The 25,856-nt window shown below is 62.7% G+C and carries 25 protein-coding genes, 1 tRNA gene and 1 riboswitch; of the genes, 17 read left to right on the top strand and 9 right to left on the bottom strand.

The window, feature by feature from the left end; all coding sequences use genetic code 11:
- Window positions 1-137 precede the first annotated feature (137 nt).
- From B9Z01_RS04735 to B9Z01_RS04720, 5 genes are read left to right on the top strand one after another with little or no spacing between them, the layout of a single operon-like run.
- On the top strand, window positions 138-1,544 hold the full coding sequence (locus B9Z01_RS04735) for a class I SAM-dependent methyltransferase (protein WP_085481048.1): 1,407 nt from the start codon (window positions 138-140) through the stop codon (window positions 1,542-1,544).
- Between the two features lies 1 nt (window position 1,545).
- Entirely contained in the window at window positions 1,546-2,883 is a 1,338-nt protein-coding gene (locus B9Z01_RS04730; protein WP_085481047.1) for a sensor histidine kinase, read from the top strand.
- A 7-nt stretch (window positions 2,884-2,890) separates the two neighbouring features.
- Window positions 2,891-3,295, top strand: a complete 405-nt coding sequence (locus B9Z01_RS04725) for a response regulator (protein WP_476704042.1) — start codon at window positions 2,891-2,893, stop codon at window positions 3,293-3,295.
- A complete protein-coding gene (locus B9Z01_RS37045; RefSeq protein ID WP_476704041.1) occupies window positions 3,292-3,483 on the top strand; it encodes an ATP-binding protein in 192 nt (63 codons plus the stop codon). The genes B9Z01_RS04725 and B9Z01_RS37045 overlap by 4 nt, the downstream gene beginning before the upstream one ends.
- Window positions 3,480-4,490, top strand: coding sequence for a response regulator (locus B9Z01_RS04720; protein WP_085481046.1), 1,011 nt, complete (start codon window positions 3,480-3,482; stop codon window positions 4,488-4,490). Before B9Z01_RS37045 ends, B9Z01_RS04720 begins: the two co-directional genes overlap by 4 nt.
- A 312-nt stretch (window positions 4,491-4,802) precedes the next feature.
- Here B9Z01_RS04720 and B9Z01_RS04715 read toward each other — a convergent pair whose 3' ends face one another.
- Window positions 4,803-5,723: a LysR family transcriptional regulator gene (locus B9Z01_RS04715; RefSeq protein ID WP_085481045.1), complete on the bottom strand. Its 921-nt coding sequence runs from the start codon at window positions 5,721-5,723 to the stop codon at window positions 4,803-4,805.
- 127 nt (window positions 5,724-5,850) lie between these two features.
- On the opposite strand from B9Z01_RS04715, the gene B9Z01_RS04710 reads away from it, so the two are divergent.
- The gene (locus tag B9Z01_RS04710) at window positions 5,851-6,729 is read left to right on the top strand and encodes an SDR family oxidoreductase (RefSeq protein WP_085481044.1); all 879 of its coding nucleotides are present in this window, start codon (window positions 5,851-5,853) and stop codon (window positions 6,727-6,729) included.
- A gap of 118 nt (window positions 6,730-6,847) precedes the next feature.
- On the opposite strand, the gene B9Z01_RS04705 is transcribed toward B9Z01_RS04710, so the two are convergent.
- Complete coding sequence (locus B9Z01_RS04705; RefSeq protein WP_244195917.1) at window positions 6,848-7,726, bottom strand: LysR family transcriptional regulator; 879 nt, start codon at window positions 7,724-7,726, stop codon at window positions 6,848-6,850.
- 197 nt (window positions 7,727-7,923) lie between these two features.
- Here B9Z01_RS04705 and B9Z01_RS04700 point away from each other — a divergent pair, with 197 nt between their 5' ends.
- The 3 genes from B9Z01_RS04700 to B9Z01_RS04690 all read left to right on the top strand — a co-directional run bounded on the left by B9Z01_RS04700 (window position 7,924) and on the right by B9Z01_RS04690 (window position 11,475).
- A complete protein-coding gene (locus B9Z01_RS04700) occupies window positions 7,924-9,069 on the top strand; it encodes a C45 family autoproteolytic acyltransferase/hydrolase (RefSeq protein WP_085481043.1) in 1,146 nt (381 codons plus the stop codon).
- 185 nt (window positions 9,070-9,254) lie between these two features.
- On the top strand, window positions 9,255-10,007 hold the full coding sequence (locus tag B9Z01_RS04695) for an alpha/beta hydrolase (protein ID WP_085481189.1): 753 nt from the start codon (window positions 9,255-9,257) through the stop codon (window positions 10,005-10,007).
- Window positions 10,008-10,011: 4 nt separating this feature from the next.
- A complete protein-coding gene (locus B9Z01_RS04690) occupies window positions 10,012-11,475 on the top strand; it encodes an MFS transporter (protein WP_085481042.1) in 1,464 nt (487 codons plus the stop codon).
- An 89-nt stretch (window positions 11,476-11,564) separates the two neighbouring features.
- Here the strand turns inward: B9Z01_RS04690 and B9Z01_RS04685 are convergent, their stop codons facing one another.
- On the bottom strand, window positions 11,565-12,227 hold the full coding sequence (locus B9Z01_RS04685) for a dihydrofolate reductase family protein (RefSeq protein WP_085481041.1): 663 nt from the start codon (window positions 12,225-12,227) through the stop codon (window positions 11,565-11,567).
- 314 nt (window positions 12,228-12,541) lie between these two features.
- On the opposite strand from B9Z01_RS04685, the gene B9Z01_RS04680 reads away from it, so the two are divergent.
- Entirely contained in the window at window positions 12,542-12,754 is a 213-nt protein-coding gene (locus tag B9Z01_RS04680) for a ParD-like family protein (RefSeq protein WP_085481040.1), read from the top strand.
- Window positions 12,751-13,518: a type I methionyl aminopeptidase gene (gene map, locus B9Z01_RS04675; protein WP_085481039.1), complete on the top strand. Its 768-nt coding sequence runs from the start codon at window positions 12,751-12,753 to the stop codon at window positions 13,516-13,518. The genes B9Z01_RS04680 and map overlap by 4 nt, the downstream gene beginning before the upstream one ends.
- Window positions 13,519-13,648: 130 nt before the next feature.
- Here map and B9Z01_RS04670 read toward each other — a convergent pair whose 3' ends face one another.
- Window positions 13,649-14,419, bottom strand: coding sequence for an alpha/beta fold hydrolase (locus B9Z01_RS04670; RefSeq protein ID WP_085481038.1), 771 nt, complete (start codon window positions 14,417-14,419; stop codon window positions 13,649-13,651).
- A 169-nt stretch (window positions 14,420-14,588) separates the two neighbouring features.
- Here B9Z01_RS04670 and B9Z01_RS04665 point away from each other — a divergent pair, with 169 nt between their 5' ends.
- The gene (locus B9Z01_RS04665; protein WP_085481037.1) at window positions 14,589-15,194 is read left to right on the top strand and encodes a TetR/AcrR family transcriptional regulator; all 606 of its coding nucleotides are present in this window, start codon (window positions 14,589-14,591) and stop codon (window positions 15,192-15,194) included.
- Window positions 15,195-15,397: 203 nt separating this feature from the next.
- Here the strand turns inward: B9Z01_RS04665 and B9Z01_RS04660 are convergent, their stop codons facing one another.
- Entirely contained in the window at window positions 15,398-16,000 is a 603-nt protein-coding gene (locus B9Z01_RS04660; protein WP_085481036.1) for an NADPH-dependent F420 reductase, read from the bottom strand.
- A gap of 180 nt (window positions 16,001-16,180) precedes the next feature.
- Here B9Z01_RS04660 and B9Z01_RS04655 point away from each other — a divergent pair, with 180 nt between their 5' ends.
- Entirely contained in the window at window positions 16,181-17,110 is a 930-nt protein-coding gene (locus tag B9Z01_RS04655; protein ID WP_085481035.1) for a LysR family transcriptional regulator, read from the top strand.
- A 380-nt stretch (window positions 17,111-17,490) separates the two neighbouring features.
- Here B9Z01_RS04655 and B9Z01_RS04650 read toward each other — a convergent pair.
- The 3 genes from B9Z01_RS04650 to pepN form a co-directional block, all read right to left on the bottom strand.
- Window positions 17,491-17,566: transfer RNA gene (locus B9Z01_RS04650), tRNA-Thr, on the bottom strand.
- 74 nt (window positions 17,567-17,640) lie between these two features.
- Complete coding sequence (locus B9Z01_RS04645; RefSeq protein WP_085481034.1) at window positions 17,641-18,657, bottom strand: class 1 fructose-bisphosphatase; 1,017 nt, start codon at window positions 18,655-18,657, stop codon at window positions 17,641-17,643.
- Window positions 18,658-18,911: 254 nt separating this feature from the next.
- Entirely contained in the window at window positions 18,912-21,629 is a 2,718-nt protein-coding gene (gene pepN, locus B9Z01_RS04640; protein WP_085481033.1) for an aminopeptidase N, read from the bottom strand.
- 405 nt (window positions 21,630-22,034) lie between these two features.
- Here pepN and B9Z01_RS04635 point away from each other — a divergent pair, with 405 nt between their 5' ends.
- The gene (locus B9Z01_RS04635; protein WP_085481032.1) at window positions 22,035-22,757 is read left to right on the top strand and encodes a DUF4136 domain-containing protein; all 723 of its coding nucleotides are present in this window, start codon (window positions 22,035-22,037) and stop codon (window positions 22,755-22,757) included.
- Window positions 22,758-22,799: 42 nt separating this feature from the next.
- On the opposite strand, the gene B9Z01_RS04630 is transcribed toward B9Z01_RS04635, so the two are convergent.
- Window positions 22,800-23,372, bottom strand: a complete 573-nt coding sequence (locus B9Z01_RS04630) for a TMEM165/GDT1 family protein (RefSeq protein ID WP_085481188.1) — start codon at window positions 23,370-23,372, stop codon at window positions 22,800-22,802.
- 77 nt (window positions 23,373-23,449) lie between these two features.
- A riboswitch (yybP-ykoY riboswitch) is annotated at window positions 23,450-23,598 on the bottom strand.
- Window positions 23,599-24,062: 464 nt separating this feature from the next.
- On the opposite strand from B9Z01_RS04630, the gene B9Z01_RS04625 reads away from it, so the two are divergent.
- The 3 genes from B9Z01_RS04625 to B9Z01_RS04615 are packed head-to-tail and all read left to right on the top strand — an operon-like array spanning window position 24,063 to window position 25,855.
- On the top strand, window positions 24,063-24,803 hold the full coding sequence (locus B9Z01_RS04625; RefSeq protein ID WP_085481031.1) for a beta-ketoacyl synthase chain length factor: 741 nt from the start codon (window positions 24,063-24,065) through the stop codon (window positions 24,801-24,803).
- Window positions 24,787-25,581, top strand: a complete 795-nt coding sequence (locus B9Z01_RS04620; protein WP_085481030.1) for a lysophospholipid acyltransferase family protein — start codon at window positions 24,787-24,789, stop codon at window positions 25,579-25,581. Before B9Z01_RS04625 ends, B9Z01_RS04620 begins: the two co-directional genes overlap by 17 nt.
- The gene (locus B9Z01_RS04615) at window positions 25,556-25,855 is read left to right on the top strand and encodes a phosphopantetheine-binding protein (protein WP_085481029.1); all 300 of its coding nucleotides are present in this window, start codon (window positions 25,556-25,558) and stop codon (window positions 25,853-25,855) included. The genes B9Z01_RS04620 and B9Z01_RS04615 overlap by 26 nt, the downstream gene beginning before the upstream one ends.
- The last annotated feature ends 1 nt before the right edge of the window (window position 25,856 follow it).

Genomic DNA, 25,856 nt, shown 5'->3' with positions numbered 1-25,856 from the left:
TGGCGACGCTTCGTCACCTGGACCAAGGGACCCATCGACGCTGAACTGGCCGATTGGCCGACCTGCCGACCTGCCGGCCTGGGTATGGCACCGAATTTCAAACCAATTTCTCGTGGTACTTACCTGGCCGCAATACTGTGTATTCCAAAACGCAAATCGATCCGGTAGTGAGCTTCCGCAACTCGCAGGGTGAACAGGCGCGGGGCACCATCATCAATCTTCAGCGAAAGTCCCTGGTGATGGAGGTCTATAACCCGTACTCGATTGTCCAGGTCAGTGAAGTGCTGAGCGACCTGTCGGTCAAGATGGGCGTGGAGCACGCCTATTCGGGCAAGGCGGTCGTAATCAGCATGGTCAATACCGGCCTGACAGCCATTGTCTCGGTGACGCTGATCGCCGAGTGGCGGGAACTGAGCGGCGGCGCGCTGGAAGCGCGCGCGGTGGGGGAAGAAGCCCGCCGGTTCGTGCAGGACTGGTCCGAGCGTTTCAAGATACGCCGTGACTACCAGATCGCGGTCAACCAGATCCGGGCTTTTCTCTCGGACATGTCGCGCTGGGTCGAGCAGGCGGACCTGGCCGACACCATGCCGAAGGAAGGCAAAAGCCTGCGCGAGGACTTCTTCCTCGAACTGGCATCGCCACTGATGGAGAGGACCAAGTTCTACTTCGACGAATTCGAAGGCGAGGCGCGCCTCGTCGACGAAGAACTGGCGCCGGCGCACCGTGCCTTTGCCCAGGCCGCGCTACATCCGCTGCTGCTGCGCTCGCCCTTCGTCTTCCGCACCTTCACCAAGCCGCTGGGCTATGCCGGTGACTACCAGATGGTCAATCAGATGCTCGACGATCCCCGCCAGGGCCCGAGCACGTATTTCCAGATCGTCAACGCGGCTTTCCTGCAGACGGCCGTGGCGCGCGCGCACCGCAATCGCGTCGAGTTGCTGGTGGACTACCTGACCCGGCTGGCCAATGAAGCGCGCGCCGCGCAGCGGCCGTTCCGGGTGCTGAACGTGGGTTGCGGCCCCGCTCAGGAGATCCAGCGCTTCATGCAGGAATACGACGAACCGGAGTGGCTGACGTTCGAACTGCTCGACTTCAGCCAGGAGACACTGGACTGGACGCGCGACCGCCTGGGATCCATCGCACAGAAAACGGCCGCGCGCATGACCATTAGCTACACGCATGATTCGGTCCACAACCTGCTCAAGCGCCGGATGCATGCGGACGCGTCGGACGTCCGCGAGTTCGACGCGGTCTATTGCGCCGGCCTGTTCGACTATCTATCGGACAAGGTCTGTGCCCGGCTGAACCAGCATTTCGCCAGCCGCACCAGACGGGGCGGCCGTCTGCTGGTAACCAATGTTCACGCCGACAACCCGGAGCGTTTCAGCATGGAGCACGTGCTGGAGTGGTACCTGATCTATCGCAACGAGGCACAGATGGCCGAAATCATGCCGGAGAACTGCGGCGAGCCCCGTCTGTATACGGACGCGACCGGGGTTAATGTGTTCGCCGAGGTAGTGATCGGCCAGCAACAAGTAGCCTGAGATGACAACATCGCTGGTTGGCCTGCAGTCGAACTATCGTGAAGAGTTGCGCGACTACCGGTTGCTATGCAGCAAGGCTGGCGGCCTGACCGTGATCGTGCTGGTGCTGATGGGCATGGCGATGGACTATGTCGTGTATCCGGCTGAGCAGAAGTACTTTGCCATCGTCCGGATGCTGACCAGCGCGGCCATCGGCCTGGCCTTGCTCTCGCTTTACACGGAAACGGGCAAACGCCACGTGCAGGTCATCACCTTCTGCTGGCTGCTGCTGCCGCAGGTCATGATCTCCTGGATGATTTACGCCACGCAGGGCGAGCAATCGCTGTTCTATGCCGGGCTCATGCTGACGATCTTTGCGGTGGGGATCCTGTTCCCCTCCGGCTACTTGCAGACGCTGACATTCGGCCTGGCCACGGTCTCGCTCTACTACATCGCCTGCGTGGCACATCCGGGCGGCATACAGAACCCTAGCAAGTTTCAGTTCCAGCTAATCCTGATCTTCTTCTGCGCGTTGGCCAGCTCCATTTACACCTACTTCAACGAGAAGGGCCGTTTCCAGCTTTTCCGGCTAAAGGACGAGGTGGCGCACAAAAACGATCAGCTCGCCCGCACCAATGAAAGCCTGGCGCAGATCAAGGGCCAGTTGCTGCAGCAGGAGAAGATGGCCGCAATCGGTACGCTGTCCGCGGGGCTGCTTCACGAGGTCAACAATCCGGTGAACTTCTGCCTGATGGCGATCGAAATAGCCATGGAGGAACCGCAGGCCAAGGAGAGCCCGTCGCTGCAGGAGTGCCTGATGGATGTCAAGCAGGGCATGCACCGCATCCAGCATATCGTGTCGGACCTGAAGACCTTTGCCTACCGCAAACCCGGCGCGGCGGCAGACGACGTGCCGTTCCTGTTCGAGAAGGCGCTCGACTCGTCGATCCGGCTGAGCGCGCATGAGTTGCGCGGCGTGAGTGTCACGCGCGAGCTGCCCGGCGACACCCTCGTGCTGGGCGACGAAGCCGCCATCATCGGCGTACTCATCAACCTGTTCTCGAATGCGGCTCTGGCCATGCACAAGGCCGGCACCGTATCGCCGCGGGTCCATGTCGCGGCGCAATGGCGCGACGACCGGCTGCACGTGAATGTGCGCGACAACGGCCCGGGCATTGCCGCGGAGAATCTGGCGCGCGTGTTCGAACCATTCTTCACTACCCGCGAAGTCGGCCAGGGCCTCGGCCTTGGCCTGTCCATCAGCTATGCGGTGGTGGAGCGGCACGGCGGCACACTGTTCGCAGAAAGCCAGTTGGGCGAGTGGACCGCGTTCAACTTCGACCTGCCGCGTGTCGAGTGAGGTCGAGATGAGCGAGACCCAGCGAGCGCGGCCGACTGTCGTCTATGTCGATGATGAGGAGTTGGCCCGCAAGTACTTTGCGCGCGCGGCCGGCAGCGGCTACGAGGTGCTGCTCGCCGACGGCGCGGACGAGGCCATGTCGATCCTGCGCCGCGAAGGTGCACGGGTGGCGATCCTGGTGACCGACTTCCGCATGCCGGGCCCGCACGGCGGCGATCTGCTGCGGCGGGTCTCGCAGGAGTATCCGCATATCGTGCGGATCCTGGTGACAGCCTACGTGGACAAGGACGCGCTGCTGGGAGCGGTCAATCCTGGCGAGGTGTTTCGAATCCTGGAGAAGCCGTTGGGCGTGGGCACGGTCCGCGAGGTACTGGCAGCGGCGACAACGGTCCCGGTATCGCGTCCGAGGTGATACAGCACCTGCTGGTCGACCCAGTTATCACGAACGCCGGCGTTGGCGGCTTCGGCATTATTTTCTGCAACCGCGTCATGCAGTCCTTTGGCGGGAGTATCAGGATTGCATCCGCGCCCGGCGCCGGCACGACCGTGACGCCGGAATTACCAAATTTCAAGGATCGAATGCACAGGAGTTACCAATGAGCAATACGATTGCCAACCAGACGCCGCCCCCGGCGATTCTGTTCGTTGATGACGAAGCCACCGCGGTCAAATACTTCGAGCGCGCCATCGGCGCGATTGCGCCAGTGGTGACGGGCGCCTCCGTGGAGGACGGCAAGGCAATGCTGGATGCCCACGCCGCCAGCCTGGCCGTGCTGGTGTCCGACCAGCGCATGCCGGGCGAACATGGCAACGAACTTCTGCGCTATGCGCGCGAGCGCTATCCCCACATCGTCCGGATCCTGACGACGGCCTATTCGGAGCTGGACCAGACCGTCGAGGCCGTCAATCAAGGCCAGATACATCGCTATATCAAGAAGCCGTGGGACATCACCGCGCTGCGCATGGAGATGAAGCAGGCGCTGGAGCTGGCGGGACTGCGCAAGGAACGCGACCAACTCGTGCGCGAGAAGCTGAGCGTGCTGCAGACGCAGACCGTGGCGACCCGCATCGGCATGGTGCACACGCTGTGCGCGAGCCTGATCGGGCCGGGCCGCTTCCAGCCGGTGGAAACCTACCTGGCCGGCGCCGAACTGGCTGGTACGCGCAATGTGGAGCCGGACTGGCAGCGTATGGACTACGCCGATCTGGTGCGTGCCGAGAGCGAATGCAGCGGCAGCTTCGGCCACGCGATCAGCACGCGCCTCGCGGAGCTGCGTACGCAGAATGCAGGGCGCAGCGCTGCCGATGCGGTGCAGGTCTTCACTGAAGTCCTCGGCGCCACAGTACGCGGCGATGGCGATGCGCTGATCTGCACTTCGCCGGCCACGCTGAGCGAGTTCCTCACCCGGCCGGTGGCTCAGGCCGTATCGGCCGAACACGCTGGCTGGCTGGCCTGCCTGCTGTGGCTGGAAGAAGCCGGCGGCGCCCTGCAGCTTGTGCGCGAAGGTGACAGCATCGTCTGCCGCGCCGGCACACGCGCTGCCAGTTTTGCGGCCGACCGCCTGGCAGTCTGGATCGAGCGGTTCTCGGAGCCGGTGTTCGACTAGGTGAAGGGGACGATCCGCTGTCGCGCGCGGTTGTATTGATGCGGAGCGACCCCGGCGTTGGACCTGATCCTGCGCGCGCCTGTTTCTGGCGCGCGCCCGCAGAGGCAACATCGGCCGCGGGTTGGTGAAATCATCTGGCTTGCCGTTTGGCTGATCCGCGGCTCTCTGCCCGAAAGTGGACCCCCGGAGTTTTGCAAGGGATGGTCAGCAGACCAACAGCCGTTGCTCGCCGGATTATTCGTTATAAGGCCGACGCAGATTGAGTGACTGTCTGCCGTTCAGACGAAGTTGCTCGCGTCTATTCGTGTGCAGCTACGTCCGCGCGAGGAGTTCCTGCAACATGTCGAGGAACGCGCGGACTTTCGCGCTCAGCAGACGACGCGAACTGTAAAGCGCCCAGATCTCGACTGGCGGCCCGGCTTCCGTGCCCCAACACACCAGCCTTCCTTGTGATATGTCCTGCTCGACCAGCAAACGAGGCAGGAGCGCTGCGCCCGCACCCGCCACCACTGCGTCGCGAATCATCAGAAGCGACGACAGTCGCAAGACCGGCGCCGGTTTCAGCGTTTTTAGCTCACCGGATGGTGTTCGCATTGTCCACATCGCGCCACTCATCGCAGCGGATGTCGACGATGCCGACGACACGACAGCAGGAACGGCCCGCGCGCTTTCGCCACTACTGTCGCTGCCGTCGGCCCCAGGATCGGACGGTATCGACATCGACATCGACGGCGACGCGACCACCATCCTCACGTCATCGAGGATGCGTCGACCGACCAGCAGTTCGTCGCGCGGCGGATCGATCCGGATAACGAGGTCGAAGCTGTCTTCCGCCGGGTCTGCGACGCGGTCTTCCGCGACGACCTCCAATTCGACCTGCGCATAGGCGAGCGCAAAACGTGCCGCGATCCGGCACAGCACGACATGCGCGAATACGACAGGTGCGCTGATTCGCAAGCGCCCTCGTGGTACCGGCGCGCGTGACGCGACCGCATCGCCTGCTTCCTGGATCTCGGCCATTAACCCTCGGGTGCGCTCGTGCAGAACCTGGCCTTCTTCCGTCAACCGTAGCCGCCGGGATCCTCGCTCGATCAGGCGAACTCCCAGACTTTCCTCGAGCTCGGCCACGCGCCGCGACAGGGTCGCTTTGGGGCGATCCAAGGCACGGCTGGCCGGGCCGAAGCCGCCATGCACGGCGACGGCGTTGAAATCGGCAAGCGAGGTCAGATCCATACGTCAACTCCCGTATCGTTCCATCAGTGAGACGACATGTCTTTATTCTGGCACTTTCCGTTGTTGGATGGAACGACTATCGTGTGTCTACGGGCTGACGCAGTCCATTTACCCTTAGGAGAAAATCATGGCAATTCTGGTAACCGGAAGCACGGGCGTCGTGGGCAAGCAGGTGCTGGAACATCTGCGCAGTAGCGACGTAGAAGTGCGGGCGCTGACGCGTTCGCCCGCCAAGGCGCAATTTGAGGATGGCGTCATCGCAGTGAGAGGCGATCTGTCCGACGTGGACTCCATCCGCGATGCGATGCGCGGTGTCAGCGTGCTATTCCTGCTCGCACCCAACGCCGCCGACGAACTGACGCAAGTGCTGCAGACCCTGAGCGTCGCTCGCGAAGCGGGCGTGAAGGGCCTGGTGTACCTGTCGGTCTTCAAGGGCGCGGAGTACGCGGACGTTCCGCATTTCGCCAGCAAGCACACAGCCGAACGGATGATCGAGCAATGCGACTTGCCCGCAACCGTGCTGCGCCCAGCGTATTTCATTCAGAACGACGCCCGTCAGAAGGACGCGTTGCTCACACATGGCGTCTATGGAATGCCGATTGGAAGCAAAGGCATCTCGATGGTCGATGTGCGCGACATCGGCGATGCCGCGGCGCGTGAACTGCTCCGTCGCGAACGCGCTGATGGTCCGCTGCCGCGCATTGCATACGAACTCGTCGGTCCCGATGCAATGACGGCGGAAACGGTGAGCGCGGCGTGGTCCGAAGCGCTCGAACGCACGGTGCGTTATGGCGGCGACGATCTCGACGTGCTCGAACAACGTCTCAAGGCGTCCGCTCCGGCGTGGCTCGCATATGACATGCGGCTGATGATGCAGCGCTATCAGCGGGACGGCGCGGTGGCATCCGCAGCGGAGGTCGAACGGCTCGCGCAGCTGCTGGGCCGCAAGCCGAGGTCGTATCGCGAGTTCGTCGCGGGGACGGTTCAGGCGTGGGCGAAAGGGTGAGAGAAGCGGAGTAACGCCGTTCGGGCATCGCGCGATGCCCGTTGCGAAGGCCGGTTGGCTGCAACGAGTCGCGCGCTGCCGATCGCAATCCAGTGAGATGCGATCAGTCCACGCTGTTCTAATCCGCTAACGCCGCAAGCAACTGGTTTTTGACGATCGCGGTCGCCCGCGGCTGACGGCCGAACTCATACCATGCGACGTGCCGGCGCCACGTCGCACCGGGAATCAGTTTGACGGACAACTGCGGATCGTCTTCCCACGCAGCATGCCGCAGGCGCGGCACGATCGAAACGCCGATGTTCTGACGCACCAGATCGGCAATCGCGGCAATCGAGTTCATCTCCAGCACCGGGTTCACATCGACGCGCAGACGCCGCAGAACGCTGCTCACATGTCTTCCGGTTATCGACACCTTCTCGAAACCGATGAACGGATGGCGCTTGAGCAGCGAGGTGACCGACGCATCGGCTGGAGCAATCGCCGGATTCGCCAGCAGCACGAGCGGTTCCTCGTAAAGACGCTCCCACGATTCCGGCAGCGTGGTCACGCGCGGTTCGCTGATGATGACCGCCGCGTCGATCTCGCCGGCCCGTACCTGTCGCTCCAGTTCGGGGCTGCTGTCATGTGTGAGCCGTACGTTCAAACCCGGATAAGGCACTTTCAGCCGGATCACGTTTGCCGCGAGAAAGCCCATCGACGAAACGGTCGAGCCGATCGTAATCGAGCCTTCGATGGTGTGCTTGTCGGCCACGCCGCGTAGCAGCGAGTCATAGGCGGCGATCACCGTGCGCGCCTGCTCGATGATCGAGCGGCCGGCATCGTTCAATTGAATGCTCCGCCCGCTGCGGTCGAACAACTGACGCTGGCACACGCGCTCCAGCGTGCGCATCTGCGCGCCGACGGCCGCGTGCGTCAGTGCGATGCGGTCAGCCGCGGCAGCCATCGTTCCATGTTTTTCGATTGCCAGAAACGTCCGGAGCATCCGGATTTCGCTCATCCCAAACCTCCTGAAAATGCCAGCCCCAAGCGCCGGATGATCGCACGAAACGAAAATAATTTTTTCGTTTCGGTAAAGAAAATAACGCTTTTTATTTTGTTTATCGCGGCTGAGAATCGACTCAATCAGCCTATCGGACGCCACGAGCGCCGCCGCGAGGTCCGATGCGGAGCTTTTCAGGGTAAGGAGTCCAAACGATGTCGCAAATCCAGCCGTTTCCTTTTGTCAGCGTATCCGGCAAGCCCTACGATCGCGGCCTGCAGTACGGCCGTGCGGTAGCGGAGCGCGTGCGCCTGAGCGCGTCGCGATACGGGCAGACGTTACGCAGTCTCGGCTACAGCGAGGAGGCGCGCACGGCGTTCATCCGCTCGCTCGAACAGGCGATCGGCGAGTTCCAGCCGGCCTACCTCGAGGAGATGCGCGGCATCGCGGCCGGGGCCGAAGTGGCCTATGAGGACATTGTGATGATCAACGCCCGCACCGAGGTGCTCGCAAAAGCGCGTGTGGAACAGGCGAAGCTTGCCGACGCCGACGCCGGCATCGAAGACGAAGACGGTTGCACAGGCGTGCTCGTGCTGCCGTCGCGCTCGGCGAACGGGCAGTTGATCCACGCGCAGAACTGGGACTGGAAGGCCGATTGCGTCGATACCGGCATCGTGCTGCGCGTGCATAACGACGACGGGCCCGACTATCTGACCTTCGTCGAGGCGGGCGGCCTTGCGCGCAGCGGGCTGAATGCGGCGGGCGTGTCGATCACGGCGAACTATCTCGAGTCGGATCGCGACTATACGCAACTGGGCGTGCCGCTGTCGCTGCTGCGCCGCCGGGTGCTCGAAGAGCCGGTGTTCGCCAATGCGCTGCGCACGGTCGCGACGACCCCGAAATCGTGTTCGAACAACATCATGCTGGGCATGGCCGAGGGCTTCGGCATCGATTTCGAATGCGCGCCCGACGAAGCTTTCCCGATCTACCCGGGCGACGATCAACTGATCGTGCACGCGAACCACTGGGTCAGCCCGATTGCCCGCACGAAGCTGCGCGACACCGGCTGCGAGAACTCGCCCGACAGTTACTACCGCGACTGGCGCGTGCGCCAGCTGTTGAACGCGGCGCCGAAGCTCGATCGCAACGCGGTCAAGGCTGCGCTGTTCGATGCATTCGGCACGCCGTATTCGGTGTGCAGGCCGCCGCGTCTGGGCACGCGCCACACGATGACGGCGACGGTCGCGATGATCGTCATGCAGCCGGCGGCAGGCGAGATGGACGTCGCGCCGATGCCGGCGCTCAACCGCGTGTTCACCCGCTACAGCCTGCAGCGGGATCCCATCGCCGAAGCAGCCTGAACGACATAGCGCGATACAGCGCGACGCTGCGCGCCACATTCAAACAGTCAGGGAGGAGCAAATAGATGTCCGAAGTTACCGAAACCGCAACGCCGTCTCATACCGGTCACGTGAAAGCCGAAGCGCTGTACGACCTCGGCACGACGACCGTCTACGCGAGCCGGAGCGATCCGCGCTTTCCGTACGTGCTATACGTGCCTCACGAAGTGACGACGCCCGGCAACGACGTCGAACTCGTCGTCGTGATGCACGGTACCGGCCGTCAGTTCACGCAATACCGCGATGCGTTCGCGCCATTCGGCCGCTGGAACCGCTGTATCGTGTTGTGCCCGCTGTTTCCGGTAGGGGTGCGCGGCGATGGCAATCGCAACGGCTTCAAGCGCCTCGTCGAGGGCGACATCCGCTACGACAGGGTGCTGCTCGACATGGTGAGCGAAGTAGGCGAGCGTTACGGCAAACAGTTCAACACGTTTGCGCTGTTCGGCTACTCAGGCGGTGGCCAGTTCGTGAACCGCTTCGCGTACGTTCACCCGGAACGGCTGTGGGCAGCTTCGATCGGCGCGCCGGGCAATGTGACCGTGCTCGATCAATCGAAAGACTGGTGGCTCGGGCTCGGCGGCTTCGAGCGGCATTTCGGCAAGCCCTTCGATCTCCCCGCGCTGCGGCGTGTGCCGGTGCAGATGGTGGTGGGGCGCGCGGACCTGGAAACCTGGGAAATTACGGTGCGCGACGATAGCCCGATGTACCTGCCGGGTATCAATGACGCGGGCGCCACGCGCCCCGAGCGGCTGAGAACGCTCAAGGCGTCGTTCGACGCAGCGGGTATTGGCGTGCGCTTCGACGAGCTCGACAATATCGCCCACAACGGCATGCAGGTGGTCGACGTGGTCCAGGACTTCTTCGCGCAGCAACTGCGCGCGATGCGAACCCAGGGATAGGCGCATGGACACGGCAAGCGAAGCCAGCAGGATTCGTAAAGTCATCGTCACGACCGTGGCGGGGGGCACGTTCGAGTGGTTCGACTTCTCGGTGTATGCCTTCTTCTCGGGCATCATCGCCCGGACGTTCTTTCCCGCCGTCAGCCGCGGCGAGTCGCTGTTGCTGACGTTCGCGACGTTCGCCGTCGGTTTTCTGATGCGGCCGATCGGCGGCGTCGTGATGGGAATGTATGCCGACCGGGCAGGGCGCGTGAAGGCGCTGTCGTGGATCATGGTGGCGATGTCGATGGCCTCGTTGCTGCTCGCGTTGACGCCGGGCTACGCGACGATCGGTGCGGTGGCACCGGTTCTCGTCGTCGCCGGCCGGCTCGCGCAGGGCTTCGCGGTCGGCGCGCAGTTCGCGCTGTCTTCGGTCACGATCTACGAAGTGGCGCCGCCGGGCAAGAAAATGTTCTACGGCAGCTTCAACATGCTGTCGCTCGGCTTTGCGACGATCCTGTCGTCGGGCTTCAGCTACCTGCTGTCGAGTCACCTGTCGCATGAAGCGCTCGCCGCGTGGGGATGGCGCATACCGTTTCTGATCGGCGCGCTCGTCGGGCCGATTGGTTTCTACATACGGCATCACGTCAACGAGTCGGACGATTTTCACCGGATGCAGGCACGCCCGGCCGCGCAGGCACCGGCGCTCGCGCGTGCACGTCAGTTCGTCCGCGAAAATGGCGATGCGCTCGTTTGCGCGATGGGCGTGATGATCGCCGGCACGTCGCTGAACTACGTCTGGCATGCGTATCTGCCGAACTATGCGCAGTTCCATCTGCACCTGTCGCTGGGCTCGACGCTAAAGGGCGTGCTGGTGACGAGTCTCGCCACGACGATGCTGTCGCCGCTGTTCGGCTTGCTTGCGGATCGCGTTGGCGCTTACCGGCTGTTCTGCTTCTTCATCGCGGGCTGGCTCGTGTGCGTCTTTCCGCTCTTCTGGTTTCTGCTGGCGCAGCCGAGTGAGCAGAGACTGATGTTCGTGCAGATCGTCGGCACGCTGTTCCTGACACTGCAGGGTGCGGCCCATCCTGGGATGCTGGTGAAGATCTTTACGGTGCAAGGCCGCTCGACGGGCGTCGCGATTGCGTATAACACGGCGGTGATGTTGTTCGGCGGCCTTGCGCCGTTCTACATCTCGATGGTCGCGCGGTTCACGGACGCCAGCTACCTTCCACCGAGCTATCTGTTCGGCACGAGCCTGCTGGCTATCGCGCTCGTGCTGCTGTCGCGGACCGGACGGCGCACTTTGCGCGACGACTGGAAGGGCGGAGAATACGCGGCGTCCACGAGCGACTACAGCAGTTCGGCTGCGGCCGTTCCTTCCCGCGAACATACGCATCTTCGTTCGTCATGTCGTGAAAGGTCGTACTGCGACACCACACAGTTGCCGGGCGACTTTGAAGGACTGGGCGATCGATCGCGGCTTTGACGAGCGCAGAAAGAGGAATCGGAAAAGCGGACACTCAACGTCGAGGCTAAGGCCGCGGCCCGTCAGGGACGTCGGCCTTCAGCGAGTGGTTAGGCGTTTGTGCGCCCTTGGCGCCGCAGGACGACATGCGTGGCCTTCTCCGACGCTACGCATTCAACGCATTCGTATCCCAGAGCCCGCGAGTCGACCCCTTGGAACAGCGATTCTCCCCGGCCGAGCAGGACCGGCGAGATAGCAATGTGCAGTTCATCGATGAGGCCCTCACGAAGATACTGCTTGATTGTGTCCGGCCCACCGCCGATCCGCACGTCCATTCCGGCAGCGGTCTCGCGTGCACGGTCGAGCGCCTCGCGAATGCCTCCTGTTATGAAGTGGAACGTCGTGCCGCCTTCCATCTCGATGGGGGGACGAGCATGATGGGTCAAGATGAAGACGGGAGCGTGATACGGTGGATTGTCTCCCCACCAGCCTTTCCAGTTTGTGTCCGGCCAGTCCCCTCGAATGGGTCCGAACATGTTTCTCCCAAGAATCCAGGCCCCGACATTCTGAAAGCCACGAGCGGCGAAGTCATCGTCAACCCCGGTCGTACCGCCGTCCTTGCCGAACAAGGCCCGCTGGAACGTGCGTGTCGGGACAAGCCATTGGTGCAGTTCCGTCCCGCCAACGCCGAGCGGATTATTGATGTCCTGATTCGGGCCTGCTCCGTATCCGTCGAGCGAGATGGTGAAGCCATTAACGCGAACTCGTGTCATCGTTTGCCTCCGTTTAGACGCCTAACGTGATGTGGACAGCAAATCTGCATGGTTTGCCGGAATCATGCGAAATATTCTGACAGCATATGTTTGCTTAACCCTATGTCTTTAAGAGAAATTTTCTGAATCTGTAAGCTGGCATGGAGCAGCAGGCATCCACCCAAACACTGCAAGCACTCTGGTTGTGTTGATGACATTGCATGGCCGCTTTTGGCCGATATCCGCCAACCCGCACTCACTCACGCCAGAAAGCGCTTGCATCGCGATTTAGCATGCATATATGATTCGTATACGTTTCATATATGGAGAGTGATGTGGGCATTGTGAATATCGACGACGATTTACACGATCAGATCCGTAAGGCCAGCGCAGTGTCGTGCCGGTCGATCAACGCGCAAGCAGCGTTCTGGATCAAGATTGGCATGTTGTGCGAGATGAATCCGACGCGGGCTTTCAATGAGATCGTTGCCGGGGAACTGCGAGCCGCGGGCGTTGTAGCGCAAGTCGTCAACGTGGCTTCGAAATGACAAAGCGGCCAGAAGAAATTGCATTGCTGGCAGAGTCAGGCACGTTGCTGGCGGGTGTCTTCGGCTATCTGGATCAGTTGAACCTGATCGGCATGTCGACTATGCAGGTCAATGACCTGGTCGATAGCTTCATCGTCAATGAACTCAACGCACGGCCCGCAAGCAAAGGTCAGTATGGGTATGCCTACGCGCTCAACTCTTCCCGCAACAACGTGGTTTGCCACGGTGTTCCGTCTATCACCGAGATCTTGCAAAGCGGGGACATCGTCAATTTCGACATCACGTTAGAGAAAAATGGCTATATCGCTGACTCCAGCAAAACATATCTTGTCGGTGATGTGTCGCCGCTGGCTGAACGGCTCGTGCAAGTGACCTACGAAGCCATGTGGAAAGGGATCAGGGCTGTTCGTCCAGGCGCCAGACTTGGCGATGTGGGCCATGCCATTGAGCGGCACGCCCGGAGAAACGGCTATTCGGTCGTAAGAGAATATTGCGGGCATGGCATTGGGCGGGAAATGCACGAGGATCCCCAGGTGCTGCACTGGGGAAAACCGCAAACCGGTTTGATGTTGCGGGAAGGCATGGTGTTCACCATCGAACCCATGATTAACCAGGGGCGCCCTGCGGTTTGGACAGAAGAAGATGGCTGGACGGTCGTTACGCGCGATGGACAACTGTCCGCGCAGTTCGAGCACACTGTAGCCGTGACCCGAAACGGCGTACGGGTCTTGACGCTGCGTCCCGAGGAAAGGATGCCTAACTAACGGCTCGGGTGCTATCGCGCGCTGATCGGACATCGGGGCTGGCTTCGCAAGTTGCGTTTGCTTGCTTCTACGCGAGTGATATGAACCGCCTCGACCGATACCGCGGTCCGAGGCGGCGAGTCACGTTTCGTCATTCTTTGCTGGACTGCGCTGCGGCTTGCTCGATCAGCTTCGCGACCTCGGCCGGGTGCGACATGTAGGCCACGTGGCTCGAGTTGATCTCGACCGTCTTGCTGCCTGCGCGCTGGGTCATGAAGCGTTCCAGATCGGGATTGATCGCGCGGTCCGCGGTCGCCACGACAGCCCAACTCGGTTTCGTCCGCCACGCGGCGTGCGTGATCGGAACGCCGAACGATTGTGCGGCGGGCGTGACCTGGGAGATGGCCATGAAGCTGGCCTCCGCGGCGGGCAGATCGGCGGCGAAATCCTCATGGAAATTGGCCGGATCGATGTACAGGTGGCCGTCAGCCGTCGCCTTGATGGCCTTGGTCGCGGGTGGCATTTTCTTGGTCAGCTGGAGCGGGGATTCTCCCGTGTCTGGCTGGAACGCCGCCACGTAGACGAGACCCGCGACCCGTTCGTCGTTGCCTGCCTCGGTAACTACCGCGCCACCGTAGCTGTGACCGACGAGGATGCTCGGGCCGTCCTGCGCATCGACGACGCGGGTGGTTGCCTTCACGTCGTCGTCGAACGAAGTTTCCGGCTCCTGAACGACAGAGACCTTGTAGCCGTCGCGCGTGAGGATCTTCGAGACGGCCTGCCAGCCCGAGCCGTCGGCGAAATAGCCGTGGACGAGGACGATGTTCTTGACCGGCGCGGCCGTAGCGGCCTGCGAGCCAAGGGCGGCGGCGGAAAGGGCGACAGCGGCGGCAATGCTGGCTGCGTATGAGGAAATCTTCATTTTCATGCTCCTAAGTGTGAGGTAACGGAGAAGTCGACAGGACAGTTCCAGATCGATGTAGCCATCCTACTAGTAGGATGGCTAAGATGCAAGAAAATTTTCGAGGCTGGAAATTAGGCTTCACCCGGCGTAGACTGTGGAATATTCAACCGACTAGATGGTAGGCTAAATGACAGCGACCGGAGACCTTACGGCAAACAGGATCATTGCGGCGGCGCGGCAGCTCATCATGCGCGGCGGCTATAGCGGGTTTAGCTATGCCGACGTCTCGGAAGCGATCGACATTCGAAAGGCGAGCATTCACCATCACTTCCCCGTCAAGACAGATCTCGTGATTGCTGTGTTGAACGAGTGGCGGGAAGCGTTTGACGCCGACATTGCGTCGCTTCAGGCGAGCGGCGCCGACGCCATTGCGCAGCTGCGTGCCTACATCGGCCATTGGGAGCGCTGCATTGTCGACGACACTGCTCCGTTCTGCGTAGCGGGCATGCTTGGCGCCGAGCTCCCTTCGTTGCCTGAGGACGTGGCGAAAGTGGTGAAAGCGTTCTTCGACCACCTGGCTTCGTGGCTTGAGCAGGTGCTCGAGTCGGGCGTGGAAAACGGCCTCATCAAGCTGGACTCATCAGTGCAAACCGAGGCGGCAACGCTTGTGTCGCTGGTCTACGGTGCCATGTTTGCGGCGCGAGCTCGCGGCAACGTTGCACTATTCGGGAATGTCACCGAAGGTGCGGTGGAGAGACTGGTGAAGCCCCGCAAACGCGCTCGATCCACCTGATGTGCGGGGGTGCGTACATCGTCTCTTCGTCCATGATGAGGTGAGCGGGAAATCACGGGTTCCTTGCATCAATCGATGGACCGCTCCCGACCCGGAACGGTCTTGCGCAAACTCGGTATAGAGATGGCCGTTTGCAAACCCAGGCGGCCACTCATGGGGAATGCCAGCGTTATTGCATGAAGGCGCCGTGCCCCTTTCATCACCTATCCAAATTTGACGAGATTAAGCACCGGCAACGGGCCACCCGGGATTTGAGCTAGCTTCCCCCCGCCTTCGAGCAAACCCAGGTCGATGCCAAAGAAGCCGATCTGCTCGATCAGTCCGCTCACAGCCGATTTCGCATGCGTATCGTCTCCCGCGAAGAACAACACGCGGCGTCCGCCTTCAGCTTGCGGATCGTCGGAGATGAGGTGCGCCGGCAGATGATTGAACGCCTTCACGACGCGCGCGCCCGGGACGAGGTCCGCGAATACTTCACTCGACGTCCGGCCATGCAATTCCGCTGGTTCGAACCGCGGCGCCTCGATCGGGTTGTTTGCATCAATCACGATGCGTCCGCCGAAGTCCGGTAATCCGGAGAGGGCCGACGGCAGCTTCGACCAGTTCACTGCGACGAGAACGATATCCTGCGCGGCTGCCTGCTCACGCGTTCCCGGCGTGATCGAGGAGCCGAGTTCGCGGGCGAGGTCCGTGAGCGAATCTGGGCCCCGGCTGTTCGCGATGATGGCTTCGATGCCTTTGCGGGTGAGCGCTCTCGCGAACGCGGACCCAATGGCGCCTGCTCCGATGATACCGATGGTGCTCATAACGATGCTCCTGATGAAGGGTGATGAATCAGTGACAAAACCGACGTCTGTGCCGGCGAGGGGAAGAGCATGAGACGTTCACTCCCCAAAGCTCGATGAGCGAATGTTGGCGCTTTTATTGCTCGATGATTAGCCGGTAATTGCTTGAATTATTTTCAAGCAATACTTTAATATTCCGACATGGAAACCCTCGCCAACCTCGAGTCGTTCGCGCGCAGCGCCGAAACGGGCAGCTTCTCGGCAGCAGCGCGGCGTCTTGCATTGACGCCCGCCGCGGTCAGTCGCAACGTTGCTCTGCTAGAACGCAATCTCGGCGTGCGGCTGTTCCAGCGCTCGACGCGCAAGCTCACGCTGACCGAGGCGGGAGAGCGCTTTCTCATGGAAATTGGTGGCAATCTGGACGCCTTGCAGGCAGCGATCGCGTCCGTCTCGACCGATCGTAGTGAGCCTGCCGGCGTGCTGAAAGTCAGCCTGGCGCCGACGTTCGGCATCACGTACGTCATGCCGCTGCTGCCGGCGTTCCTCGCACGCTATCCGATGGTTCGTCTGGATTGGTACTTCGAAAACCGGCAGGTCGACCTGATCGCAGAGGGATACGATGCGGCGCTGGGTGGCGGATTCGATCTCGCACCGGGTGTCGTGTCTCGCGCGTTGGCGCCCGCACATCTCGTGGCGGTTGCGTCCCCGGCCTACATGGCTGGCCGCCTACCGCTGGCCGATCCCGGAGATCTTGCGCAACTCGACGGCATCGTGATGCGTTCGAGCCGCACCGGGCGCGTGCGTCACCGGACGATGCGTGACACAGCAGGCAGTGAAAAGCCTGCGCAACTTCGCGAGACCATCACGGTCAACGACCCGGCAGCGATGCGTGAAGCGGCGATTCTCGGACTGGGCGTTGCGCTGCTGTCCGTGTCAGACGTGCTGTCGTCAATCGAACGGGGGGAACTCATACGATTGCTACCGCGCTGGTACGCGAACGCCGGGTCGATTTCGATCTATTACGCAACGCGAGCGCTGCTGCCGGCGAAAACACGGGTGTTTGTCGACTTCGTTGTCGAAGCGTTCGAGCGGGAGCAGTTGGCCGAAAGGTTTGCCGGAAGCATCGAATGAGTTGAACGTCAGCTGGTTGATGCCGTTCGGTCATTGCGGCGTCGTATCCGGGGTGTTCGGGAGCGGCTGCTCCTGGCCGTTCAACGACACCGGAGCAGGCCAGATCCATGTCGCTCTCTTCACTGCGATGCACAGTGAAACGGCAACCGCGAAATACGGATACACCGAAAAATCAGATATCCCACATGGCGGCGTATGTGGCACTGCCTGAAATGGGGCGGCGGCTGGTAGCTTCCGGCTTCCGGCGCCGGGCGTACCACTCAACGCTGGCGAACGGCGCGGTTCCGTGCATTGCTGAAAATTGCTTACACCTGCGCTTACACGAATTCCAGAAAGCAAAAAGCCCAGTCGCAATGACTGGGCTTTTTGCTTGAATCTTGTGGTGCCGGAAAGAGGAATCGAACCCCCGACCTTCGCATTACGAATGCGCTGCTCTACCGTCTGAGCTATTCCGGCATCAGGAGAAACGAGATTATAGGTATTGTTTTAGTGCCTTGGCAAGTCCTTGGCGGCACTTTTTTATTTCGAGATCACTTTTTCGCTTCGAGGTGGTAGCGGGTCACACGATCGACCTCGTTCTTCGAGCCGAGGAACACCGCGACGCGTTCGTGCAGACTCTTCGGCTGGATGTCGAGAATGCGCTTCTCGCCATTGGTTGCGGCGCCGCCCGCCTGCTCGACGATGAACGCCATCGGATTCGCCTCGTACATCAGACGTAGCTTGCCCGGCTTGTCCGGTGTGCGCTTGTCGGCCGGGTACATGAAGATGCCGCCGCGATTCAGGATACGGTGCACGTCTGCGACCATCGATGCGATCCAGCGCATGTTGAAGTCGGCCTGGCGCGAACCATCCTTGCCCGCTTTCAATTCGCCGATGTATTGCTGGACCGGCGCATACCATTGGCGCTCGTTCGACGCGTTGATCGCATACTCGCGCGTTTCGACCGGAATGCGCATGTCGCTTTGCGTGAGCACCCACGAGCCGAGTTCGCGATCGAGCGTAAAGCAGTTCACGCCGTTGCCAGTGGTCAGCACGAGCACGGTTTGCGGGCCATACACTGCGTAACCCGCGGCGACCTGCTGCGTGCCCGGCTGCAGGAACGATTGCTCGGTGGCCTGATGGCCGTCCGGGCAGCGCAGCACCGAGAAGATCGTGCCGATCGACACGTTGACGTCGATGTTCGACGAGCCGTCGAGCGGATCGAACACGAGCAGGTATTCGCCCTTCGGATAGTTGGCCGGGATCGGGAAGAACTGTTCCATTTCCTCGGACGCCATGCCGGCGAGGTTGCCGCCCCATTCGTTCGCTTCGAGCAGGATTTCGTTCGAGAGGATGTCGAGCTTCTTCTGCACCTCGCCCTGGACGTTCTCGCTGCCCGCCGTTCCGAGCGCGTCGCCGAGCGCGCCTTTGCTGACGTGGTAGCTGATCGCCTTGCACGCACGCGCGACGACTTCGATCAAAAGGCGCAGATCGGCCGGCAGGTTGTTCGTTTCGCGCTGCTGCTCGATCAGGTACTTCGAGAGAGTGGTACGACGTTGCAAAGACATTGCTGTACTCCGGGAAGGCTAGAAGAATATTGGGATTTTAACCGCTCGTTGTGTCGGTTCCGTGGTTTTGGCCGCGTTGGGATGCGTGAGGCCGCGTGGCGAGGCGTGGCGCGGCGTCGTGCGTCCATCGTCGGCTGCGCCGGAGCAAGACCGCGTGAATCCCGTGAGAAGCCAGTAAAAAGCCAGTGAGAAGGCGAAAAAAAACCGGCAACCCGTGCCGGTTTTTCGATGCGGGCGAAGCGCTCAAGCGAGCATCACGCCAACGCTTTCTCGACGATCTCGCGCACGTCGCGCGATTTCACCTGCGCGGCCACTTTCTCGAGCGCCGCGCGCATGCCGTCGCGCAGTGCCGGCGTGAAGCGGCGCCACAGTTCGAGCGAGCGCGCGAGGCGGGCGGCCACCTGCGGATTGAGCGCGTCGAGCGCGATGACCTGATCGGCCCAGAACGCGTAGCCCGAACCGTCTTCGGCGTGGAACTGCGCGGGGTTCGCCGCGCAGAAGCTGAAGATCAGCGAACGCGCGCGATTCGGGTTCTTCAGGTTGAAGGCCGGATGCGCCATCAGCCTGCGCACCGTGTCGATCAGCGGATGCTGCGCGCTGCCGCGCTGCGTGGCCTGCAACGCGAACCACTTGTCGATGACGAGCGGCTCCTTCTCGAAGCGCCGGTAGAAGTCGTCGAGCGCGTGCTGCGCCTCGGCGCTGCCGCCTTGCGGCGCGGCCGCGTTGAGCAGAGCGGAAAGCGCGGCCGCGCGGTCGGTCATGTTGTTCGCGGTCTCATATTGCGCGGACGCGAGGCGCACGGCTTGCGCCGGATCGTCCAGCTCCGTCAGATACGAGAGCGCGAGATTCTTCAACGCGCGATGACCAGCGGCCTCGGGCGTGGCTTCGTAGGCGCCCGGTGTGAGATGCTGCTCGTACACGTCGAGCCAGTCGTTCTTCAGCGCATTGGCGAGACGCTTGCGCACGAACTGCCGCGCCGCGTGGACCGCAGCCGGATTCGACTCGGCCATCTGCTCGGCGAGATACGCTTCGGACGGCAGCATCAGCGCGAGTTCGCGGAACGCCGGCGACAGCGTTTCGTCGGTGAGCACGCGCGCGAACGCGGCGACCACCGAGTCGTCGAGTTGCAGCGGCGCGCCCGTCGCCGCGCGTGCGGCGAGCGCGAGCAGCTCGCGCGTCGCAAGTCGCTGGCCGGCTTCCCAGCGGTTGAACGGATCGCTGTCGTGCGCGAGCAGGAACGCGAGCTGTTCGGCCGTGTAGTCGTATTCGACGATGACCGGCGCCGAGAAATTACGCAGCAGCGACGGCAGCGGTTCCTGCGCGACATTGACGAACGTGAAGGTCTGCTCGGTCTGCGTGAATTCGAGCACGCGCGTGGTCGACTCCGCCGCCTGCGCCTCGCCTTCGAGTTGCAGTGGCAGGTCGCGGCCGTCCTTGTCGATCAGGCCGATCGCGAACGGAATCAGCAGCGGGCCTTTTTGCGTTTCGCGCGCGGCTGGCGCGGCGTCGCCGTAACCTTGCCTGAGCGTCACGCTGTAGCGCTGCTGCGTGGCGTCATAACGCGTGCGCACCGATGCGCGCGGCGTGCCCGCCTGGCTATACCAGCGCTCGAACTGCGCGAGGTCGCGGCCGTTCGCGTCGGCGAGCGCGTGGCGGAAGTCGTCGCAGGTCACGGCCTGGCCATCGTGCCGCTTGAAATACAGGTCCATGCCCTTGCGAAAGCCTTCGCGGCCGAACAGCGTCTGATACATCCGCACGACTTCCGAGCCTTTCTCGTAGACGGTCATCGTGTAGAAGTTGTTGATTTCGACGTAGCTTTCCGGGCGCACCGGATGCGCCATCGGACCCGCGTCCTCGGCGAACTGCATCTGGCGCAGCACGCGCACGTCCTCGATGCGCTTGGTCGCGCGCGCGGCTTCGTTGCTGCTGTCCGTTTGACTGCCCATTTGGCCGCCCGCCATGTCGGCCGAGAACTCCTGGTCGCGGAACACGGTGAGGCCTTCCTTCAGGCTCAGCTGGAACCAGTCGCGGCAGGTCACGCGGTTGCCGGTCCAGTTGTGGAAATACTCATGGCCGACTACGGCCTCGATGTTCGCGAAGTCGGTGTCGGTTGCCGTTTCGGGGTTCGCGAGCACGTACTTCGTGTTGAAGATGTTGAGCCCTTTGTTCTCCATCGCGCCCATGTTGAAGTCGCTGACCGCGACTATCATGAAGCGGTCGAGATCGAGTTCGAGCCCGAAGCGCTTCTCGTCCCATTCGATGGAATGGATCAGCGAGTCCATCGCGTGACGGGTCTTGTCGAGGTCGTGTGGCTCGACCCACACCTGCAGCAGTTTTTCCTTGCCCGAGCCGGTCTTCACGCGTTCTTCGAGCGCGACGAGCTTGCCCGCGACGAGCGCGAACAGATAGCTCGGCTTCCTGAACGGATCTTCCCAGCGCGCGAAATGGCGGCCGTCGGGCAGATCGCCTTCTTCGAGCAGATTGCCGTTCGACAGCAGCACCGGATAGTCGGCCTTGCTCGCGCGCAGCGTGACCGTGAAGCTCGCCATCACGTCGGGGCGGTCGAGGAAGTAGGTGATGCGGCGAAAGCCCTCGGCTTCGCACTGCGTGAAGAAGTTGCCGCTCGACACATACAGGCCCGACAGCGTGGTGTTCTCAGCGGGATTGCAGATGCTCGTGAGCGTGAGCTCGAAGCTCTCCGGCACGTTGTCGAGCAGGAGCCCATGCTCGTGCGGATGCGCGTTGGCGAACGGCTTGCCGTCGATCTCGGCGCTCACGAACTCGAGCTGCTCGCCCATCAGTTCGAAATGAGCGGCGCGCGACGCATCCGGGTTGCGGCGCACGCGCATCGTATTCTTCACGACCGTGCGTTCGGGGACCAGATCGAATTCGAGCGCGACGGTGTCGATCAGGAAGGCGGGCGGCGCGTAATCGGCGCGGCGGATCACATTGGGCGTTGCGGTATCGGCCATGGCGTTCTGTGGTGGTGGACTCGAGCGGTCAGGCGCGCGAAGGGCGCGCAAGCCGGGCTTGCTCGAGCCATTGTACAAAGCCTCGGGCAATCGTGCGGAGCGAAGCGGGGGCGAGTCCGGCTCTCGCGGGGCAGGGGAAGAACCTTTTACCGGCTGGCGAGGTCAGCGTATTATCGGGCGCCGCGCGTGACGGCGGTCCGCGCGGGCTGCGTGCCGGCGAGTTCGGTGCCGACGGGGTGGCATCGATCCGATGGCGGACCGGATTGCGGAATCGAATCACGCAACCGGGTCACGCAACCGAGTCACGCAACCGAGTCACGCAATCATGACGGAAACAGGCACGGAATAATCGCGGTCAATCCACGGTTTTAACTGCAGCACTTGAGAGGCATCACGAGGTAGACCATGAACATCGATCGATGGACCCGCCGCATCACGCTGCTGTTCGCCGCGCTGACGGTCCTGCTGTCCGGCTGCACGACCTACGTGACGACGCAGGTCACGGCGTTCTCGGCGTGGAACGGCAGCGACGCGACCCGCACCTATGCGTTCACACGGCCGAAGGATCAGCAGAACAATCTCGAACTCAGCGCGTACGAGCGGATCGTCGCGAACGAACTCGCCGTGCATTCGTTCCGTGAAGTCGCGCATGACGACGCGCGTTATCTGGTCGAACTCGCGTACGGCATTCGCTCGGACATCGTGACCGTCGCGGAGCCGGTGTACTACAACCCGTGGCCCGGCCCGTACTGGGGCCGGCCGTTCGATCCGTGGGGACCGTGGGGGCCGTTCCCGGCTACCTACGTGAATCAGAGCTACCCGGTTTTCACGCATCTGCTCGGCATACGGATCACCGAGCGTGCGAGCGGCAAGGAGGTCTACAACGTGACGGCGCGCAATTTCGGCGGTGAGTCGTCGCTGGTCAGGACGATGCCTTATCTCGCGCGCAGCGCGCTCACCGATTTCCCGCTCGGTAACGGCGCCGTGCATACCGTGAAGATTCCGCTCGACAGCCACGGCGCGGCCGCGAACGAGGTGTCGCTGCCAGCGGTTGCATCGGGAACGGCGCCGGGGACAGCATCGGGAACGGCGTCGGGGACAGCATCGGGGGCGAAGGTCGGGCAGTAAATCGCGCGTTTAGTTGCGTGCCCGGTCGCGCGTTCGGTCGCGCTAAACCCCGACACCAAACAGCGCCATCGCGCCGAGCACGACGAACATCACCGCCGCGATGCCATGTACGAGCTTCGTCGGCAGACGGTGGGCGAAGCGGTCGCCGAGCAGAATAGCCGGCACGTTGGCGATCATCATGCCGAGCGTGGTGCCCGCCACCACGCCGAAGAAATCGTGAAAGCGCGCGGCGAGGGCGACGGTCGCGATCTGCGTCTTGTCGCCCATCTCCGCGATGAAGAACGTGACGACCGTCGCGCCGAACACGCCGAAATGCGTGCGGTTCGTGTTGGCTTCCTCGTCCTCGAGCTTGTCGGGCACGAGAATCCACAGCCCCATGCCGACGAACGACGCGGCGAGCGCCCAGCGCATGATGGTCGGCGTCAGCAGCGAGCCGAGCCACGTGCCGAGCGCGCCGGCGCCCGCGTGATTGATGAGCGTCGCGGCGAGCACGCCGAGAATGATTGGTACGGGTTTGCGGTAGCGGGCGGCCAGCACGAGCGAGAGCAGTTGCGTCTTGTCGCCGATCTCGGCGAGCGCGACCGCTCCGGTCGAAATGAGAAAAGCTTGATTCACTTTGAATGGATTCGCCGGGCCGAATGATGTGCGAGCGACGACCCACGACACGCCGGGCCCTGTTGCGGCGCGTGTGGGTCATCGGTCTCGCCAGGCCAGAGGCTGCGGCTGCCATGGCCTGACGGCCAAGTCTGTTGACAGGCGCCCCCGCGAAGCGCACGTGCGACGCACCGGCGAAACGCGGTGCGGACGTGCCGCGGGGCGGCTACTCCCCAATGAGGGCCGGAGTATAGCAGAGCCGGCGGCGCCCTTGCCGCCGATCTTGCGCCGATGTTGCGTGAATATTGCGTGAATGTTGCGTGGGCGGCACTGCCAAATCGCCGCGAGCGCCTCCCGCCGGCCCGCCTGCGAGCGGCATCGCGGCGTTCCGGGGCGCCTTGCCGATTTGTCAGACAAGTTGTTGTTTCAACGTAACGGTGCGGATACAGATGGATACGTCTTTTCTGGCTGATTTAATCCAGAATAGTCAGTATGATTCCGGCCACAAAAGGAGCCCGAGCCAACCCCGCAGACCCATTGATAGCGTCGCCCAAATAATCGGGGCCAATTGCGGAAATTCGCTGAATTCCCATAAGAAGACGGGTCGATCCCGGCTGATACCTCCCGATCCGCGCGGCGCCGCACGCTGTGACGGCTGCGTATTCCGTCCGGCGCTCGAGCCTCTTCCCGTTTCTACGCGCGAACACCGATATGCCCGATCTGCACTGGACCATTCCGGTCGGTCGCTGGTCTAGCTGGCCGGCTACCGCATCTGCCGCACCCGATATCGGCTTTATCGAGCCGATCGTGCGGCGGCGTCTCAGCACGCTGTCCAAAGTCGCGCTCAAGGTCGCGCACGACTGCGTCGTGCAGGATCCGGTGCGCGTGGTGTTCGCGTCGCGGCACGGGGAGTTGCGGCGCACCACCGACATCCTGCGCAGCATCAGTGCCGGCGAGCCGGTTTCGCCGACCGCGTTCAGCCTGTCGGTGCTCAATGCGATGACGGGGATATTCGGCATTGCGCGCGGCGACCGCTCGGCGGCGAGCGCGATATCGGCCGGCGCGCAGACGCTCGGCTACGCGCTGCTCGAAGCGTACGCCCAATACGCGACGCAACCCGATGCGCCGGTGCTGCTCGTCTACGCCGACGAACCGGCCGATCTCGCTTACGGCACGATCGAAGACGAAGTGCAGGGCGGCGCGATCGCGCTGCTGCTCGATCAGGCGGCATCCGCCGGGCACATCGTATGCTCGTTGTCCCGCGCGGATGGCCCGCAGCCCGCGCCCGCCGGCGGCGCCGCCGACGGCCCCCCCGGGCGCACTGCCGACGGCGCAGCCAGCTTCGCCACCCAGAGCCAGGCGTTGCTGCACTGCCTCGAAACCGGCCAGCCCGCGCGCTGGCAACATGCCGGCGCCCTCTGGCATTGGAGGTGGCATGACCGCGCGGCTTGATTATTTGTGGCGTTTTTGCGCGACCGGCGTGGCCTTCGTCGTGTTCGGCATCTGCGGCGTGCTGTTTTCGGTGCTCGTGTTTCCGCTCGCGTGGCTGTGGCCACGGCGAGCCTCGCGGCAACGCGCGGTGACGGCCGTGATCCACGGTTTTTTTCGCGCGCTCGTCGCAGTGCTGCGGCGCATCGGCGTGATGGAACTCGAGGTGACGGGCGCGGACGCGTTGCGCGCGGGCGGCCCCGCGATCGTCGTCGCGAATCACCCGACCTATCTCGACGTGATGGTCCTGCTGTCGCTCACGCCGCGCGCGTGCTGCGTCGTGAAGAATGCGCACTGGCGCAACCCGTGTTTCTGGGGGATCGTGCGCGCGGCCGAATACGTGAGCAATGCCGACGCGATCGCGCTCGTCGAAGCCGGCGCGCGCCAGCTCGCGGCCGGCTACACGATGATTATTTTTCCGGAAGGCACGCGCAGCCCCGCGCCAAACCGGCTGCACGCGTTCTCGCGCGGCTTCGCACACATGGCGTTGAAGGCCGGCGCGCCGATCGTGCCGGTGCTGATGGATTGCGATCCGCCCGCGTTCACGCGGCAGATGCGCTGGTACGACGTGCCGGCGCGCGCTTTCCGGATGCGCGTGAACGTGCTCGCGCCGCTCGACGTCGAGCAGCTCGCGGCCGACGGCACGACCCCGGCTCTCGCGGCGCGCAGCGTGACGAGCGCCGTCGAAGCCTACATTACCCAGCACCTGTTCGATTATGGATTCTTTAAAACTGGAAATTAAAAAGCTTCTGATCGAAGCCCTCGATCTCGAAGACCTGAGCCCGGCCGATATCGACGACGATGCACCGCTCTTCGATACCGACGGCATCGGCCTCGACTCGATCGACGCGCTCGAAATCGGCATCGTGCTGCGCAAACAATACCAACTGACCATCGCGGCGAACGACGAACGCACACGCGAACACTTCCGCTCGATCAGCACGCTCGCCGCGCTGGTCGAGAGTCAGCGAGAAGCGGCGCATGCTGCGAACGAAACTGCAAGGAAGGGGGAATAAC

The organism is Paraburkholderia susongensis (genome assembly GCF_900177725.1).
GTDB classification, from domain to species: Bacteria; Pseudomonadota; Gammaproteobacteria; order Burkholderiales; family Burkholderiaceae; genus Paraburkholderia; species Paraburkholderia susongensis.
This window is presented reverse-complemented; position numbering and strand designations above follow the sequence as displayed.